We start from the raw sequence: 14,726 nt of genomic DNA on the forward strand, positions 1-14,726 counted from the left end.
GGGGGAGCCCGGTGGGAGCGGGGCGGGTGCTTCGGTGCTTCACCGGCCGACCATCGCGGCCGAGGGTGACCAGCAGGGAAACACTCGGCAACCAGCAGTGGGACGGGCTCTGGACAGCGGCTCGAGGGGGTTCGCCACGCGGTGCCGGTGTGCTTGCATGGCCTCTCGTGACCCGCAACGCTCCCCGCCCCGCCGTCCTCCTCACCGCCGCTGCGGTTGTGTTGGCCGGCACGGTCCTCGTGGCCGGGTGTTCGGCGGCGACGAGTGGCCCGTCAGGAGGCACGGCGAGCGGAGACCGCGCCACCAGCCAGCACGGCACCGCCCAGTCGGGTGCCCCCACCCCGGTCCGGGGCACCGGCACCCTGGGCGAGGACTTCGCCGACCACGAGAACCCGCCTGCGCCGGAGGCCACGATCAACCCGGCCCCGGGGTCGTGGGACGACGTCGCGCCCCCGGCGGACTACCGCGTCGTGTTGCTCTCGCCCGGCGACCCCGATGCCGAGACCGAGACACTCGTGGACGCCGTCGAGTCCTGGGCCGAGGCCGAGGACGTCACGGTGGTCCCGGTCGTCGCGGACACCGTCGACGACCGACTGCCGTCCGTCGCGACGGCGATCGGGAAGCGCTCGGACCTCGTCATCAGCGTCGGCGACGAGATGGTCGACCCGATCGCCGCGATCTCGCCCTCGGCCCTGCACCAGCAGTTCCTGGTGCTCGGTGCCGAGATCGCCGAGCCGACCTCGAACGTCACGGCCGCGGACTGGACCGGAGCGGGCTTCCGCGGGGAGGGGCTCGGCGTCTCGAGCCACCACGACCCGTCGACCTTCACCGACGAGCGCGCCGGACGTGCGCTCCGCGCCGGGGTCGCTGCGGCGCTGAACGGCTTCAGCGGCATCGTCGTCTGGGTCCCCTGACCGCCGCGGTACGCATTCGGGATCGTCCGCGAGCCCGCACCGGAGCCGGGACGTATCCTTTGGGACGGAAGCAACGTCGGTTCCGGCCAAGCCTCGAGCGCCTCACCCCCGCCGAGACGTCACTCGCCACCCTGAGCTCCTCGTGACTGAACACATCATCGAATTCGTCGCCCGCGACCGCACGGGCATCACCACCGTCGTCACCGCCAACGGTGTCATCGACGCGGACACCGTGATCCGCAACATCTCCGCCGGGCACTCCGGGTACGCCGTCGCGGCCGCGGGTAGCCGCCCTGCGCCGGTGCGCAGCCTGATGGCGCTCGGCACGCCGTACCTGTTCGCGAACTGGGACGGGTCGAAGCGGAACAACCTGCACGACCTGGCCTTCACGGCACCGATCCGGACGGTCCCGACGGCGCCACCGGCCGGCGTCCGGTTCCGGATGGCCGTGGTCGAACGGCTCGCCGCCGTCCTCGGGCGTGTGAAGAACCGGGCCTGACCGCAGTCGGTCCGGCAGTGGCCTGCACCACTCGTGAGCAGCCGACGCCCCCTTGCACGGTGCCGTGACGGACGGGAGGCCCGGACCACGTGAGCGGTCTGCTCACCTGGTCCGGGCCTCCCGTCCGGTGCTCGCGCGTTGCGCGGCGTCCCGCCGACGACTGCCGCTCGACGCGTCAGCGCGTGACCTCGTCGAAGTCCGTGACGCCCGACGCGACGGCGGCCGCCCGGCGTGCGCGCATCGACGGTGCGGCGAGAGCGCCGAGGACCGCGAGGACCGCGACGCCCGTGCAAGCCCAGAAGCCGATCGTGAAGGCGTCGTCGGTGGGCAGGCCCTGCGGGGTGCTGTGCGAGGTGATGAGCGCCGCGATGACGGCGGTGCCGACGCTCGACCCGATCGTCCGGACGACGGTGTTGGCGCTGATCGCCTCGCCGGTCTGGTTGGCGGGCACGCTCTCGATGATGGCGTTCGAGCAGGCCGCGAGGGCGAGGCCGATCCCGATGCCGGTGAGGACGCCGGAGACGACGACCTCGGCGATGTCGGCGTGCGAGACGGCCGGGATCGCGAAGGCGGCGACGATGGCGATCCCGCCGAGCAGCATCGGCGGCTTCGGGCCGACCCGGCGGACCAGGATGCCCGCGATGGGTCCGGCGATGACCATCATGACGACGGTCGGCAGGAGGAAGAGCCCGGCCTCGGTGACGTCCTTGCCGAACCCGTAGCCGAGCGCGGTCGGGAGCTGGAGGAGCGTCGGGACGAGGACGAACGTTCCGAACATCGCGAACCCGAAGACGAGGGCGACGACGTGGGCGGTCCAGACCCCGCGGACGGCGAACAGGCGCACGTCGATGAGCGGCTCGGTCACGCGGAGCTCGACGAACACGAAGACCACGAGCGCGACCGCGCCGAGGACCAGCAGACCGACGGTCTTCACGTCGCCCCAGCCCCACGTCTGTCCCTCGCTGACGGCGAGCAGGATCGCGACGAGCGAGACGGCGAGGACAGCGGTGCCGGCCACGTCGAGGCGGCCGGGCTTCCGGACGGGGGACTCCGGCATGCCGAAGACGGCCCCGAGCAGGGCGATCACCACGAGGACGGCGGGCAGCCAGAACAGCCAGTGCCAGGACAGGTGCTCGACGATCGGACCGGCGGCGACGATGCCGACACCGGCGCCGATGCCGAAGATCGCGGAGAGCAGGCCGATCGTGACGCTGACCTTCTCCTTCGGCAGCTCGTCACGGACGATGCCGATGGACAGTGGCATCACCGCGCCGGCGGCTCCCTGCAGGGCGCGGGCGACGATGAGGACGCCGAGGTTCGGGGCGAGCGCTGCGAGGACCGCGCCGGCCAGGAGGATCGTGAGGACCACGATGAGCACCTTGCGCTTGCCGACCATGTCGCCCAGGCGACCGAGGATCGGCGTGAGTACCGACGCGGAGAGCAGGTACGCGGTGAGGACCCAGCTGGCGGCGCTGGTCGAGGCGCCGAGGTCCTGGCCGATGGTGGAGAGGGCCGGGGCGACGAGGGACTGCAGCACGGCGAACGACAGGCCGCCGAGGGACAGGTACACGATGATCGCCGTGCTGTTCGGGCGGCGCTCGGGTGCGGTGGTCGGCGTGGAGCCCGTTCGTGGGCTCTCGGTGGCGGTGGACATCGTGCTCCGTCCGGTCGTGATGGTCTCGGGCCGACGACGCTGTCGAAGTCAACAACTGCTGACTCGACGAGGGTACGCAGTTCCGCCACGATGTCAACACGCGCTTACACGAGGGCGCAGCGCGCTACCCTCGGCACATGAGCAAGGACGCCGCCGCCACCCGCCTGGCGCTCGTGCAGGCGGCTCGTCGGCGCTTCGCCTTCGACGGCTACCGCGCGACGACCGTGCGGGACATCGCCGCCGACGCGGGGGTCAACGTGGCCCTCATCAACCGGTACTTCGTGTCGAAGGTGGGGTTGTTCCGTGCGTGTCTCGACCGGGACGCGCCCGACCGGGACCTCGGCGTCCCGGACCTGGACCGTGCCGTCGGCGGTCTCATCCGCCACATCATCCGCTCGCCGACGGACGAGGACTCGATGCAGCTGCTGCTGCTGCTCCGGAGCTCCGGGGACGAGGCCGTCGACGCGATCCGTCGGGAGACCCTCCGGGGCTACGCCGAGCGCCTGGCGGGAGCAGTCAGTGCCGGTGGCACCACGCTGGTCGACGACGACCTGCTCGTCCGTGCCGAGATCGCCCTGTCCGTCGTGCTCGGCATGACGATGATGCGGACGTCGACGCGGGTCGAACCCCTGGCGTCGGCCGACGTGGAGGCGGTCGCCGTGCCGCTCGAGGAGGCGCTCCGGGCCCTGCTCGGCGGCCGGGCGTCCTGACCGGACGACCCGGCGTCAGGAGTCGGCGGGGCCGAGCTCGACCGACGCGGGACGCTGCTGGTCCGGCAGGAGGTACCGGGCGACGGACGAGTCCTCGTCCTGCTCGTCGACGTCCCGCTCGGTGACGATCGCCACGGGGGTCGCCGGGGAGATGAGCAGCTGGGCGGGGGTCGCGCGGCCGTCACCGAAGTTCACCTGCAACCACATGAACGGCTCGCTCCGGAGTCCCTCGGCGATCCGCGCCTGGACGGTCTCGACGTCCTCGTTGGCGATCGTGTACTGGGTGCCGCCGTACGTGACGATGGTGCGCTTCACAGGGTCTCTCCGGTGTCGGTCGGTTCGGGGACGATGCGGAGGCCGGCGGAGGACCCGGCGGTGAGCCCGAGGGCCTCCACCCATGCCCGGTTGACGGCGGGGATGCGGCTGCCGGAGTACCGGAAGACGAGGGGCATCGAGCGGTCGAGCCAGATCGCGGTCCGTCCGTCACCGAGCTCGACGTCGTCCTTCCACGAGAACATGAACGACTCGCCCCGGCGCAGCTTCATGCCGATCACGATCTGCAGGTGGGTGAGCAGGCGGTCGTCGAACTCCGCGGTGAACGTCGAGTCGTAGACGAGTTTGCCCATGGTGGTGTCCTTCCGCGCCGACTGTCCGGCTTCGGCTGAAGCCTAGGCGTCCCCCAGGGGGTGTCGGACAACCTGGCCGACATGCGTCGCATCCACTACGTGAACAGCCACATCCTGACCGGGGACCGCACTTGCAAAGCCCTCCTCCGGTACGCCCGTGCCCTCGCCGTCGCGAACCGGTCCGACGTCGTCCAGATCCCGGTGGTCACGGAGGGTGGGAGCAGAGCCTACGCGCACCTGCTCATCGGGCCAGCGAGCGAGATCTACTCGACGCCCGTACCCGACAGCCCGGACGAGCCGTTCGACGAGGACGTCATCGCGTACCTGGAGCGGGAGACCCTGCGTCTCGAGCCAGCCCGGCCCGCGTGGAACCAGGAGATGACCGACGTGCCGGACCTCGACGAGTACTCCGACCTGCAGGACCTGCAGGGGTCCTGAGGGTCAGCAGCGCCCCGAGCCCCACGACCACCGCGGCGACGAGGAACACCGGCCCGGTCCCGGCCGCCCGGACCGCCGACCCCGCCAGACCCGCGCCGAGTGCCTGGCCGAGCACGAGCACGACGAAGAGCACGGACGTTCCGGCCGCCGCCCGCTGTGCGTCCAGTTCCGTCGTCCAGGCGATCAGGGCGCCCGTCGCCGCGGTGTAACCCCAGCCGAACAGCGCGCAGCAGACGAGGGCGACGACGACCAGCGCCGTCGGGGGCATCGACGGCGCCAGGCCGAGACCGAGCGTGGCGATGGCGACCGCCGCGCACGTGACGGTCCACGCGTCTCGAGCCCGCAGTTCGCCGAGGCGCCGGGCGGTCAGGGCGACCGCCGCGCCCCCGGCACCCAGGGCGATCCACGCCAGGATCGAGACGGTGGCGGAGGTGCCCGCATCCACGAGCAGCGACCGCCCGTACGTCCACACCGCGGCAGACCCCGCGCCGAGCAGCAGCGCGACGACCACGAGGCGGCGGTGGGCGACGAACCAGGTCCGCGGTGGCAGGCCGACGGGCCGCGACGGCTCGACCGTCGCACCGTGCCGGTGGCGCGGACGCCCGTCCGTGACGAGCACCGCCGCGCCGGCCAGGAGGGTGACGACCGCCGCCGCAGTCCACGCGGTCCGCCAGTCGGGCAGGAGCACGAGGGCGACCAGGCCCGCGGCGACCAGCCCCGGTCCCGTGCCGGAGTTCACCACGGCCTGTGCCCGGTCCACACGATCGGCGGGCAGGTCCCGCTGGACGAGCCGCACGAGCGCGGGGGAGGCGAGCCCCGCCCCGGCGGAGGCGAGGACCGCGCTGACGCCGAAGACGACGGGTCCCGTGCTGACCGCCGTCACGCCGACGCCGCACCCGGCGGTCAGGGTCGCGAGCACAACGGTCGCGCGCGGTCGGGCCGGCACGAGCACGAACCCGACGAGCGCACCGAGGCAGTACACGAGCGACGATCCCGACGCGATCCACCCCGCCGGGCCGTCACCGAGGGACAGGGACTGCTGGACGTCCGGCAGGAACAGCCCGTACGCCAGCCGGACCAGCCCGTAGGTCGCGGCGATGAGCGCCGTGCCGCTGCCGACGAGTGCGGCCGGATGTGCCAAGAACGAAAACGGTCGTTTCACTTTCGACACTCTAGGGTGCTGCCATGACGATGCGTCCAGGCACGGAGCGGAAGCTCCTCGACGCCGCCGAGGAGCTCTTCTTCACGCGGGGCATCGCCGCCACCCCGATCGATGCCGTCCTCGACCGTGCCGGGGTCTCCGCCGCGACGCTCTACCGCGGCTACGCCAGCAAGGAGGCGCTCGTCGCCGCAGCGCTGCAGCGTCGACACGACGAGTGGATCCGGGTCTGGGACGACGCCGTGGCGCGGGCGGACGACGACCGAGGCCGGCTGTTCGCGGTGTTCGACGCGCTGGACGTGTTCCGCTCGACGCCGAGCGGGTCACGGTGGTGCGCGTTCCTCGGCACCGCGTCCGAGTACGCCGATGCTCCGGCCGAGATCGCCGCGGTCCTGCATGGTGAGACGACGACGCTGCGCGACCGTCTGCGGGACCGGGCGGTGCCCTTCGTCGGTGACCGCGCCGACGTCCTCGCCGACCAGTTGCTCCTGGTCGTGTCCGGATCGCTCGCGATGCGCCTCCGTGGCGGCGGCGGCGACACCACGACCGCGCGCGCGGTCGCCGCGGCGCTCCTCCGGGACGGCTGACGAGACGACACCAGGCCCGGACCGGGTGAGCGGTCTGCTCACCCGGTCCGGGCCTGGTGTCGGTACCGGTGGTCCGCCGCACAGCGGGGGCCGGACCCCCGACGAGGCTCAGTCGCGGACGAACTGCTCGATCGGCGTCGACCCGGTGTTGACGCGGAAGGTCTTGCCGATCGAGGCGTCGTCGTGCAGCGCGGCGGCGACCAGGGCGGCGACGTCCCCACGGGCGATGCTCGAGGACGGGTCGGCCGCCTCGACCGACCCGGTCGGCTCGTCGTCCGTCAGGGTGCTCGGCGCGACGACGGTCCAGTCGAGCGCGGAGTCGCGGAGGACGGCGTCAGCGACGGTCTTCGCCTCGGCGTAGGCGAAGAAGTCGTCGTCCTCGGGCACGCCGTGGCCGAGGCCCGCGTCGGACCAGGAGACGAGCACGTAGCGGTGCACGTCGGCCTCGAGTGCGGCGTGCATGGTCCGGATGGCGGCGTCGCGGTCGACGGCCCAGGTGCGCTCGGTGGACCCGCCACCCGCACCGGCCGACCAGACGACGGCGTCGTGCCCGCGGAACAGGTCGGTGAGACCGGCGATGTCGAGCTGCTCGATGTCGGCGACGACGGGCTCCGCGCCGGTGGCGCGGACGTCGTCCTGCTGCTCGGCCTTCCGGATGACCGACGAGACGGTGTCGCCGCGCGCGGTGAGGAGCTGCGCGGTGAGGAGGGCGACGCGGCCGTGACCGCCGAGGATGATGACGTTGCTCATGCGCCCGACGGTACGCCGGCGGCCTGACCACCTGGGTGACGGAGCGGGGCCGCTCGGGCGGTGCGCGTCGGGCAGGGCGGGTGGGCCCGGCAGGATGGCGGCATGCGTGATGGCAGGGGTGGTGGAGGCGCGACGCACGCGGGGTCGGGGTCGGCGTCCGGATCCGGGCCGGGCTCGTCGAGGACCGAGCCCGGCGCGGCCGAGTGGGGACCCACCCCGCCGTCCCACCGCCGGTACGAGCGGCGGAGCGCGGTCGGCAGCGGCGAGGCGGACTGGGAACGGGCCTCCCGAGCGGTCCTGCGGTGGGGCGTGAAGACCCGGAGCGGGTTCGCCGTGCCGGGCGCTGACGAGACGGAGGTGCGCGTCGGGCAGCGGCTCGAGGTGCGCCTGCGGATCGGGCCCGTCGTCGTCCGCGAACCCGTCGAGGTCGTCGAGGTCGTGCGGACCGAGGACCGGGTCGGGTTCGCCTACCGGACGGCGCCTGGCCACCCGGTCGACGGCGAGGAGGCGTTCGTCGTCACCCGTGAGGGCGAGACGGTCTCCCTGACCCTCCGCTCGCTCACCCGGCCCTCGACGACCCGGGGCTGGGCGCTCGTGTTCCCGCTCCTGGTGGCCGCTCAGGTCGTGGTCCGGTGGCGCTACCGGCGGGCGTTGCGCTGAGTCGTCGTCCGGTACGTCCGCGCGTACGTCGTCGCTCCCGGTCGGGATGCGCGGACCGGCCGTGTCCGCGATTCGCGGATCGGCCCCGGGGTTCGTGCCGGCCCAGACCGCTGTCGTAGCGTCGGGTGCACCAGGACGCACCACATCCCGCCGTGCACCCGACATTCCCCGCGATCTGCGAGGGCCGGGCGACGCCGGACGCCCTGGTCGACGTCGAGGCCGTCCGAGGCCTCTGGGAAGGAGGCGACGCAATGTCCGCCACCGTCACCGCAACCACCATCGCCCCCGCTCCGATCGCCACCGCGCTCGTCGGCGGACCCGACACGACCCCGGCGCGCACCGCTGGCCGCCGTCCGTCCCGGCCGAACGGCTTCTCCGAGGTGCGCGAGACGGCTCGACGCCGCCTGCTGGCCGCCAGCGCGCTGGTCGTCGGGCTCGCCGCCGTCACCTCCTCCACCATCGCCGTCATCAGCCTGGGGGTCGCCGCGTGATCGCCGCCGCACCGCTGCCGTACGACACGGTCGCCCTCACCGAGCCCATCGACATGACCGCCCTGATCCGCGAGCAGGAGGACCTCCGTGCGTGAACCCACCGCGATGCACGAACTGCGGGCCGACCCGCTCGAGTGGCACCGACGCGGTCTGACCTCGCCCGTCGAGATCGACCGGATCGTCATGAGCCGCCTGGGCCTCGGCACCGCTGCCGAACCGACCTACGCCGACTTCTTCCTGGCCGCCGCGTGACCGGCCCCGAGGCCGCGACCGTGCGGGTGACGGCGAGCGTCACCGGGTTGACGACCGAACACCGTGTGGTGTGGGCACGGCTCGGACGCTTCGAGGCCGTCTGCGCGCAGCCGATCGCAGGCGGCACCGCACGGCCCACCGCGACGACCATCTGACGTGGGGACCGCCGCCGAGCACGGACCGCAGGAGCGAGCGCGCATCGTCGACGCCGCCGAGCGGGTGTTCACGGCGGAGGGCGCGACCGGGCTCGACGCCGACGTCGTCGCCATCGCGGGCGACGCCGACGTGTCGACCGTCCGGGCGCTGTTCCCCGAGCGGATCGACATCGTCGTGGCCGTGCTCCGACACCGCCACGAGCAGTGGACCACCGATCTCGCGCGAGCAGCCGTCGGCACCGCTGACGCCCGTGACGAGATCCTGTCTGTCTTCGCGCACCTCGAGACCACGTTCCGGGACGAGGCGTGGACCGGGTGCGCATTCATCAACGGGTACGGCGAACTCGGGCGGACCGAGCCGCGCGTCGCCGCGCTCGCCCACGAACACCTGCGGGGCATCGAGGCGCACCTGCACGTGCTCGCCCGACGCGCGGGTCTCCCCACCGCGGTGGCGGACGCGCTCTCCCTGCTGGTCGCCGGTGCCAAGGTCGAGGCCGCGATCCACCGGACCACACAGCCCGCCCGTTCCGCGCGGCTGGCCGCCGCGACGCTCATGGGCGCCTACGCGACGACCCGGGGCACCGACTTCATCTGACGCTCGTGCGTCGGCCGCCCGGTGCTCCGACGCGCGGCTCAGCCGCCGTCGGGAGCCCGCGACGTGCGGTCCAGGGTCACCTTCGGCGCCTCGCCGAACGCCACCTGGTACTGCTGCGCGAACCGCCCCAGGTGCGCGAAGCCCCACCCGGCCGCGACCTCGCGCACGGTCGTGGCGGCGGGCTCCGACGCCAGCAGCTCCTGACGCACCCGGTCCAGACGCACCTGTCGGATGAACGCGTTCGGCGTCGACCGCAGGTCCCGCTGGAACGCTTCCTGCAGCGCCCGCAGGCTGATGTCGAGGTGCCGCGCCAACGAGCTGGTCGTGATCGGCATCCGCGCGTTCTCGTGCACGTACTCGACGGCTGCGCGCACGTGCGCCGACCGCGCGGTGTGCACCGCCTCGAGCGGAGCCAGGCGCTGCTGCGGGTACATCTCGAGCAGCGACGCCGCGGCGAGCCGGGCCATCTCCGCGTGGAGCAGCCGCCCCGGGGAGCCGTCGCGGAGCGTGTGGGAGATGAGCGACACCGTGTTGTGCCAGGTCCGCACCGACTGCTCGGACGGCGGGACCGAGTGGTCGAAGCGGAGACCCGCGCTGACGTCCGCGCCCTGTTCGGCTGCGACCCGCTCGACGACGGTGCGCGACAGGTGCACGAGACGCTGCTCGTAGTCGTCCAGCTCGAACGAGAAGGTCCGGTCCGGCATGAGCGGGACCGGTACCCCGGGCTCCATCGTGAGGACGTCGCCGCCGGTGTCGAGCCGGGACGACCCGGACTGCAGCCACTGGACGATGACCGCGTCGGAGGGCGGGAGGGCCCCGGCCAGGTGTCCGGCGAACCGGGCGGTGTGCAGCGACATGGTGGCGTCGCCGAGGGCCGCGTACCGGAACTCGAACGGCACCGCCGCGTCCTCGACCTGCAGGTCCGCGCCGTACAGGTCCGCGATGAACGTCGCGGCGTCCCCGAGGTCCGTCCCTGCCACCTCGAGGCGCACCGGCATCGCGTCGTCGATCGGCATCACGCAGAGCATCGCACGCGACGGCACCCGCGTCGCGCCCGGTGTCCGGGAACCGCGACGCAGGTGCCGTCGTGTGCAACGAGGACGGCTTCCTCAGCCGCGGATCGCCTCGGTGAGCTTCACCCGGCCGCCGGTGCGCAGCAGGGCGTTTTCGTAGACGCGGGCGCCGAGGAGCACCACCACGAGGGCCGACACGGCGACGATCACCAGGGAGAGCACCGGCTCCCACCACGCGGCGCTCCCGAGGAAGATCCGCACCGGCATCCCGATCGGAGCGCTGAACGGCACGTAGGACATGATGCCGAGGATCGTCGGGTTGTCCGCGGCGAACACGATGAGGAAGTACGGGATCATCAGCAGCATCATCACCGGGGTCGTCACGCTGCCGACGTCCTCCTGCCGGGAGACGAGTGCTGCCGAGGCCGCGAACAGTGCCGCGATGAGGACGAAGCCGATCGCGAAGAACCCGACGAACCACAGTGCACTCGGTCCGAGCAGGGTGAACAGGTTGTCCTGGCCGGTCACCGCCAGGGCGACGGCGGCGGCGATGGCGATCGCGACGATCTGCCCGAGCGCCATCACGCTGTTGCCGATCACCTTGCCGGCCAGCAGCGCCCGTGCCGGGATCGCCGCCATCAGGATCTCCACGACGCGGGTGGACTTCTCCTCCACGACGCTCTGCGCGATGGACTGACCGAACGTCACCGCCGAGGCGAAGAACACCACGCCGAAGGCGATGCCGACGAGTGAGATGAGGCCGGGCGGCAGCGCTCCCGGGTCGAGCAGGTCGACCTGTGGGGACACGCTCAGCGCCGACACCACCTCGGTCGGTGCGCTGTCGAGGCCGACGACCCGGAAGCCGAGCGCTCCGCCGTCGGGGACGATCGCGGCGTCGACCTCGCCGTCACGGACCAGACGCTCCGCCGCGTCCCGGTCGGGCGTCTCGGTGACGTCGAGCCCGTCCGTGCTGGGCAGCGTCACACCGGCCACCACGGCGACGGGTGTCGTGGCGTCGGCCGCCGACTTGCCGACGATCCCGCCGACGACGATGCCGACGACGACCATGACGAGCAGGATCGCCGCCGAGATGACGAAGGCCTTGCTCCGGAGCCGGGCCTGGATCTCCCGGACCGTGACGAGCCGGACGGCGTCGACCGTGCTGCTGTCGAGGATGCTCATCGGACGACCTCCGTGAAGACCTCGCTGAGCCGGGGGACCCGCGGACCGAACGACGCGACCGTGCCCCGCGCCACGGCCCGCTGCAGGACCGCCTGCGCGACGGACTCCTCGGCCTCGAACAGGGCGTACCCGCCGTCGAACGCGCGGACGAGGACGCCGGGTTCGTCGCGGAGCCAGGCCACGTCGTCCGCGACGAGGAGCTCCCAGGCCGCGGGACCAGCGGCCCGCCGCAGTTCCTCCTGCGGGCCGGCAGCCCGGATCCGACCGCCGGCGATCACGACCACGTCGTCGCAGAGCCGTTCGACGACGTCGAGCTGGTGGCTGGAGAACAGCACCGGGACACCGTCGGCCGCGGTCTCGCGCAGCACCCCGAGCACGGTGTCGACCGCCATCGGGTCGAGCCCCGAGAACGGCTCGTCGAGCACCAGGACCTCGGGACGGTGGGCGAGCGCGGCGGCGACCTGGACGCGCTGCTGGTTGCCCAGCGAGAGCTTCTCGACGGCGTCACCGGTGTGCGCGGTGAGCTCGAGGCGCTCGAGCAGTTCCGACGTCCGTGCCGTCGCGGTCCGTCGGTCGACACCGTGCAGGCGGGCCAGGTAGGTGATCTGCTCGGCGACCGGCATCTTCGGGTACAGGCCGCGCTCCTCGGGCATGTAGCCGAACCGGCGACGGTCGGCGGGTCCGATGGGCGAGCCGTCGAGGGCGACGGTGCCGCTGTCGGCGTCGAGCACGCCGAGCATGATGCGCATGGTGGTCGTCTTGCCGGCTCCGTTGCCGCCGACGAACCCGGTCAGTCGTCCGCGGCCGACGGTGAAGCCGACGTCGTCGAGCACGCGGCGGTCGCCGAAGTGCTTCGTCACTCCCTGGATGCTGAGCATGGGATCCCCTTCCGCAGCGGCCGTCGCTGCGCCTCCGACGCTATTGCGACCGGGACGGCGCCCGCCTCCGGCTCGAGACGGGGATCACAGGCGCCGCCGTCTCCGCCGCGCGGGGGAGGGCGGCGGGGGCGACCGCCGGCGAGGTCACTCGCCCGAACGCACGACCCCGTGCTCGTACGCCCAGACGACGGCCTGGATCCGGTCGCGCACCCCGAGCTTCTGCAGGACGTTCGACACGTGCGTCTTCACGGTGGCCTCACCGACGAAGAGCGTGCCGGCGATCTCGGCGTTGCTGAGGCCCCGCCCGAGCAGCCGCAGGACCTCGGTCTCCCGCTCGGTCAGCCCCGACAGCGCCCCGACCTGTGCCGGGGCGGGCCCGCTGACGCCCGGGCTCGTGGCGGTGGTCGCGCGACTGATCACGCGGCGGGTGACGTCTGGTGCGAGGAGGGCATCGCCCCCGGCGACCGTGCGGACGGCCTCGATGAGCTTCTCCGGCGACGCGTTCTTGAGCAGGAAGCCACTCGCTCCCGCGGCGAGGGCGTCGAAGAGGTACTCGTCGGTGTCGAACGTCGTGAGCACGAGCACCGCCGGTGGATGGTCGCCCGCGGTGATCCGGCGCGCCGCTTCGAGCCCGTCGACCCCGGGCATCTGGACGTCGAGGCAGACCACGTCCGGTCGGTGTGCGGCGACGGCGGCCACTGCGGCGGCACCGTCGGCGGCCTCGGCGACGACCTGCACGCCTGGCTCCGACTCGAGGATGACCCGGAACCCGGCCCGGACGAGGTCCTGGTCGTCCGCGAGCACCACCCGGATCACGTCGTCGGCAACCATGCCCGCACCAGGTAGCCGCCGCGGGCGCGCGGCCCGATCTCGATCCGTCCGCCGACCGCCGCCACGCGCTCGCGCATGCCGACGTGCCCGAGGCCGCCACCGGGCGAGGACCGGGAGGCCCGTGCTCCCGCGCCCGTGTCGGTCACCTCGAGTTCCACGGCGTCGGGCAGGTACCGGAGCCGCAGGTCGGCCCGGGCGTCCGGACCGGCGTGCTTGAGCACGTTCGTCACGGCTTCCTGCGCGATGCGGTACGTCACCGCGGCGACCGTCGGCGGGACCGGTCGCTCGTTCCCGACGACGCTGAAGCCCGTGTCGTGCCCGGCGTTCGTCGCGGCCCGGGCGAGCTCCGGCAGGCGCGAGAGCCCCTCGGTGCTCGGGGCGTCGGCGGGTGTCGTCTGTACGTCGGCCCCGGGCTCACGCAGCGTGCCGAGCATCCGGCGGAGTTCCTCCACCGCGGTGCGGGCACTGTCCTCCACCACGCCGAGGGAGGCGGCGGCCTGCGCCGGGTCGCGGTCGAGCACGCGCCGGGCGGCTCCGGCCTGCACGCCCATGAGCGAGACGTGGTGCGCGACGACGTCGTGGAGTTCGCGGGCGATCCGCACTCGTTCCAGGGCGACGGCCTGTGCTGCCGAGCGTTCACGTTCGGCGGCGAGCTCCGCCGTGCGCTCGCCGAGTTCGTGCTTGGCGACGGCCGCCGTCCACGCCCGGTTCCCCGAGTACCAGGCCGCGCCGAAGTACACGAGGTTGATGACGATCGTCAGCAGCGAGTTCGCGATGAACGGCGGGATGACGGAGTCACCGTCGTCCGGCAACGCGCTCGGCACCGACCACCGGAAGACGATCGCCAGGAACACCCACGCGAACATCCCGGCGATGACGACCCAGCGGACCGCTTCGGCCCGGACCCGGTCGGAGCACCAGGCCCCCACGGTGTACAGCGCGATGAACAGCGTGAAGTTGGTGAAGAGCCCCTCCGGCACGTGCAGCAGCTGCGTCGCGGCGAACGCGAGCGCGGCGACGACCGCCACCGTCATCGGGAACCGGCGGCGGAACGCCAGGGGGCCGGCGTTCGCGACGACCATCAACGCCGAGACCCACCACGGCGCTGGGTCGTCGTACAGGCCCACCGCCCCGTAGAGCGTGATCGAGATCACGAGCGCCCCGGCGAGCACCAACGCCAGGACCGCGTCCTGCCGGTGTTCGCGCCGCCCCACGGGCAGCCGCGACCACCCGTCGTCCTGCGTCGGACCGCCCCCGGCGGTCGCCCCCGTGCCCGTCATGGGACCACGGTAGCGGCTCGGTCCGGCACGCAGGCGGGCAGCGGGGCACCTG

Annotated in this window: 19 protein-coding genes; 9 read left to right on the forward strand and 10 right to left on the reverse strand. The window is 72.9% G+C overall.

Annotated features, from left to right (window positions below; all coding sequences use genetic code 11):
- The first annotated feature begins 167 nt into the window (after positions 1–167).
- Positions 168–914 carry a hypothetical protein gene (locus DEI83_RS07980; RefSeq protein ID WP_111081348.1) on the forward strand — a complete coding sequence of 249 codons (747 nt, stop codon included), beginning with the start codon at positions 168–170 and terminating at the stop codon, positions 912–914.
- A 142-nt stretch (positions 915–1,056) separates the two neighbouring features.
- The gene (locus tag DEI83_RS07985) at positions 1,057–1,413 is read left to right on the forward strand and encodes a hypothetical protein (RefSeq protein WP_111081350.1); all 357 of its coding nucleotides are present in this window, start codon (positions 1,057–1,059) and stop codon (positions 1,411–1,413) included.
- Positions 1,414–1,588: 175 nt separating this feature from the next.
- Here DEI83_RS07985 and DEI83_RS07990 read toward each other — a convergent pair whose 3' ends face one another.
- Entirely contained in the window at positions 1,589–3,067 is a 1,479-nt protein-coding gene (locus DEI83_RS07990) for an MFS transporter (RefSeq protein ID WP_111081351.1), read from the reverse strand.
- A 137-nt stretch (positions 3,068–3,204) separates the two neighbouring features.
- On the opposite strand from DEI83_RS07990, the gene DEI83_RS07995 reads away from it, so the two are divergent.
- On the forward strand, positions 3,205–3,777 hold the full coding sequence (locus tag DEI83_RS07995) for a TetR/AcrR family transcriptional regulator (protein ID WP_111081353.1): 573 nt from the start codon (positions 3,205–3,207) through the stop codon (positions 3,775–3,777).
- Between the two features lie 15 nt (positions 3,778–3,792).
- Here DEI83_RS07995 and DEI83_RS08000 read toward each other — a convergent pair whose 3' ends face one another.
- From DEI83_RS08000 to DEI83_RS08010, 3 genes are all read right to left on the reverse strand, one after another.
- Positions 3,793–4,092: a hypothetical protein gene (locus tag DEI83_RS08000; RefSeq protein ID WP_111081356.1), complete on the reverse strand. Its 300-nt coding sequence runs from the start codon at positions 4,090–4,092 to the stop codon at positions 3,793–3,795.
- Positions 4,089–4,403, reverse strand: a complete 315-nt coding sequence (locus tag DEI83_RS08005) for an ATP-dependent DNA ligase (RefSeq protein ID WP_111081358.1) — start codon at positions 4,401–4,403, stop codon at positions 4,089–4,091. Before DEI83_RS08005 ends, DEI83_RS08000 begins: the two co-directional genes overlap by 4 nt.
- Positions 4,404–4,716: 313 nt before the next feature.
- Positions 4,717–6,003, reverse strand: a complete 1,287-nt coding sequence (locus DEI83_RS08010) for an MFS transporter (protein WP_181431127.1) — start codon at positions 6,001–6,003, stop codon at positions 4,717–4,719.
- A gap of 23 nt (positions 6,004–6,026) precedes the next feature.
- Between DEI83_RS08010 and DEI83_RS08015 the strand changes: the two genes are divergently transcribed.
- Positions 6,027–6,587, forward strand: a complete 561-nt coding sequence (locus DEI83_RS08015) for a TetR/AcrR family transcriptional regulator (protein WP_111081362.1) — start codon at positions 6,027–6,029, stop codon at positions 6,585–6,587.
- Positions 6,588–6,695: 108 nt separating this feature from the next.
- On the opposite strand, the gene DEI83_RS08020 is transcribed toward DEI83_RS08015, so the two are convergent.
- Positions 6,696–7,337 (reverse strand): NAD(P)H-binding protein, encoded by a 642-nt coding sequence (locus DEI83_RS08020; RefSeq protein WP_111081364.1) that lies wholly within the window; start codon positions 7,335–7,337, stop codon positions 6,696–6,698.
- A 102-nt stretch (positions 7,338–7,439) separates the two neighbouring features.
- Between DEI83_RS08020 and DEI83_RS08025 the strand changes: the two genes are divergently transcribed.
- The 5 genes from DEI83_RS08025 (at position 7,440) to DEI83_RS08035 (ending at position 9,490) form a co-directional block, all read left to right on the forward strand.
- Positions 7,440–7,997, forward strand: coding sequence for a DUF1990 family protein (locus tag DEI83_RS08025; protein ID WP_111081366.1), 558 nt, complete (start codon positions 7,440–7,442; stop codon positions 7,995–7,997).
- 251 nt (positions 7,998–8,248) lie between these two features.
- Positions 8,249–8,488: a hypothetical protein gene (locus DEI83_RS08030; RefSeq protein WP_220036763.1), complete on the forward strand. Its 240-nt coding sequence runs from the start codon at positions 8,249–8,251 to the stop codon at positions 8,486–8,488.
- A gap of 87 nt (positions 8,489–8,575) precedes the next feature.
- Complete coding sequence (locus tag DEI83_RS15900) at positions 8,576–8,740, forward strand: hypothetical protein (protein ID WP_181431128.1); 165 nt, start codon at positions 8,576–8,578, stop codon at positions 8,738–8,740.
- Positions 8,737–8,895 (forward strand): hypothetical protein, encoded by a 159-nt coding sequence (locus DEI83_RS15905; protein ID WP_181431129.1) that lies wholly within the window; start codon positions 8,737–8,739, stop codon positions 8,893–8,895. Before DEI83_RS15900 ends, DEI83_RS15905 begins: the two co-directional genes overlap by 4 nt.
- 1 nt (position 8,896) lies before the next feature.
- Positions 8,897–9,490, forward strand: a complete 594-nt coding sequence (locus DEI83_RS08035; protein ID WP_111081370.1) for a TetR/AcrR family transcriptional regulator — start codon at positions 8,897–8,899, stop codon at positions 9,488–9,490.
- 38 nt (positions 9,491–9,528) lie between these two features.
- Here the strand turns inward: DEI83_RS08035 and DEI83_RS08040 are convergent, their stop codons facing one another.
- From DEI83_RS08040 to DEI83_RS08060, 5 genes are all read right to left on the reverse strand, one after another.
- The gene (locus tag DEI83_RS08040; RefSeq protein WP_181431130.1) at positions 9,529–10,506 is read right to left on the reverse strand and encodes a helix-turn-helix domain-containing protein; all 978 of its coding nucleotides are present in this window, start codon (positions 10,504–10,506) and stop codon (positions 9,529–9,531) included.
- A gap of 93 nt (positions 10,507–10,599) precedes the next feature.
- Positions 10,600–11,685, reverse strand: coding sequence for an ABC transporter permease (locus tag DEI83_RS08045; protein ID WP_111081374.1), 1,086 nt, complete (start codon positions 11,683–11,685; stop codon positions 10,600–10,602).
- Positions 11,682–12,563: an ABC transporter ATP-binding protein gene (locus tag DEI83_RS08050; protein WP_111081376.1), complete on the reverse strand. Its 882-nt coding sequence runs from the start codon at positions 12,561–12,563 to the stop codon at positions 11,682–11,684. The genes DEI83_RS08045 and DEI83_RS08050 overlap by 4 nt, the downstream gene beginning before the upstream one ends.
- Positions 12,564–12,707: 144 nt before the next feature.
- Positions 12,708–13,394: a response regulator transcription factor gene (locus tag DEI83_RS08055; RefSeq protein WP_111081378.1), complete on the reverse strand. Its 687-nt coding sequence runs from the start codon at positions 13,392–13,394 to the stop codon at positions 12,708–12,710.
- Positions 13,376–14,674 carry a sensor histidine kinase gene (locus tag DEI83_RS08060; RefSeq protein ID WP_111081380.1) on the reverse strand — a complete coding sequence of 433 codons (1,299 nt, stop codon included), beginning with the start codon at positions 14,672–14,674 and terminating at the stop codon, positions 13,376–13,378. Before DEI83_RS08060 ends, DEI83_RS08055 begins: the two co-directional genes overlap by 19 nt.
- Positions 14,675–14,726 lie beyond the last annotated feature (52 nt).

Source organism: Curtobacterium sp. MCBD17_021, from assembly GCF_003234525.1.
Lineage (GTDB): Bacteria > Actinomycetota > Actinomycetes > Actinomycetales > Microbacteriaceae > Curtobacterium.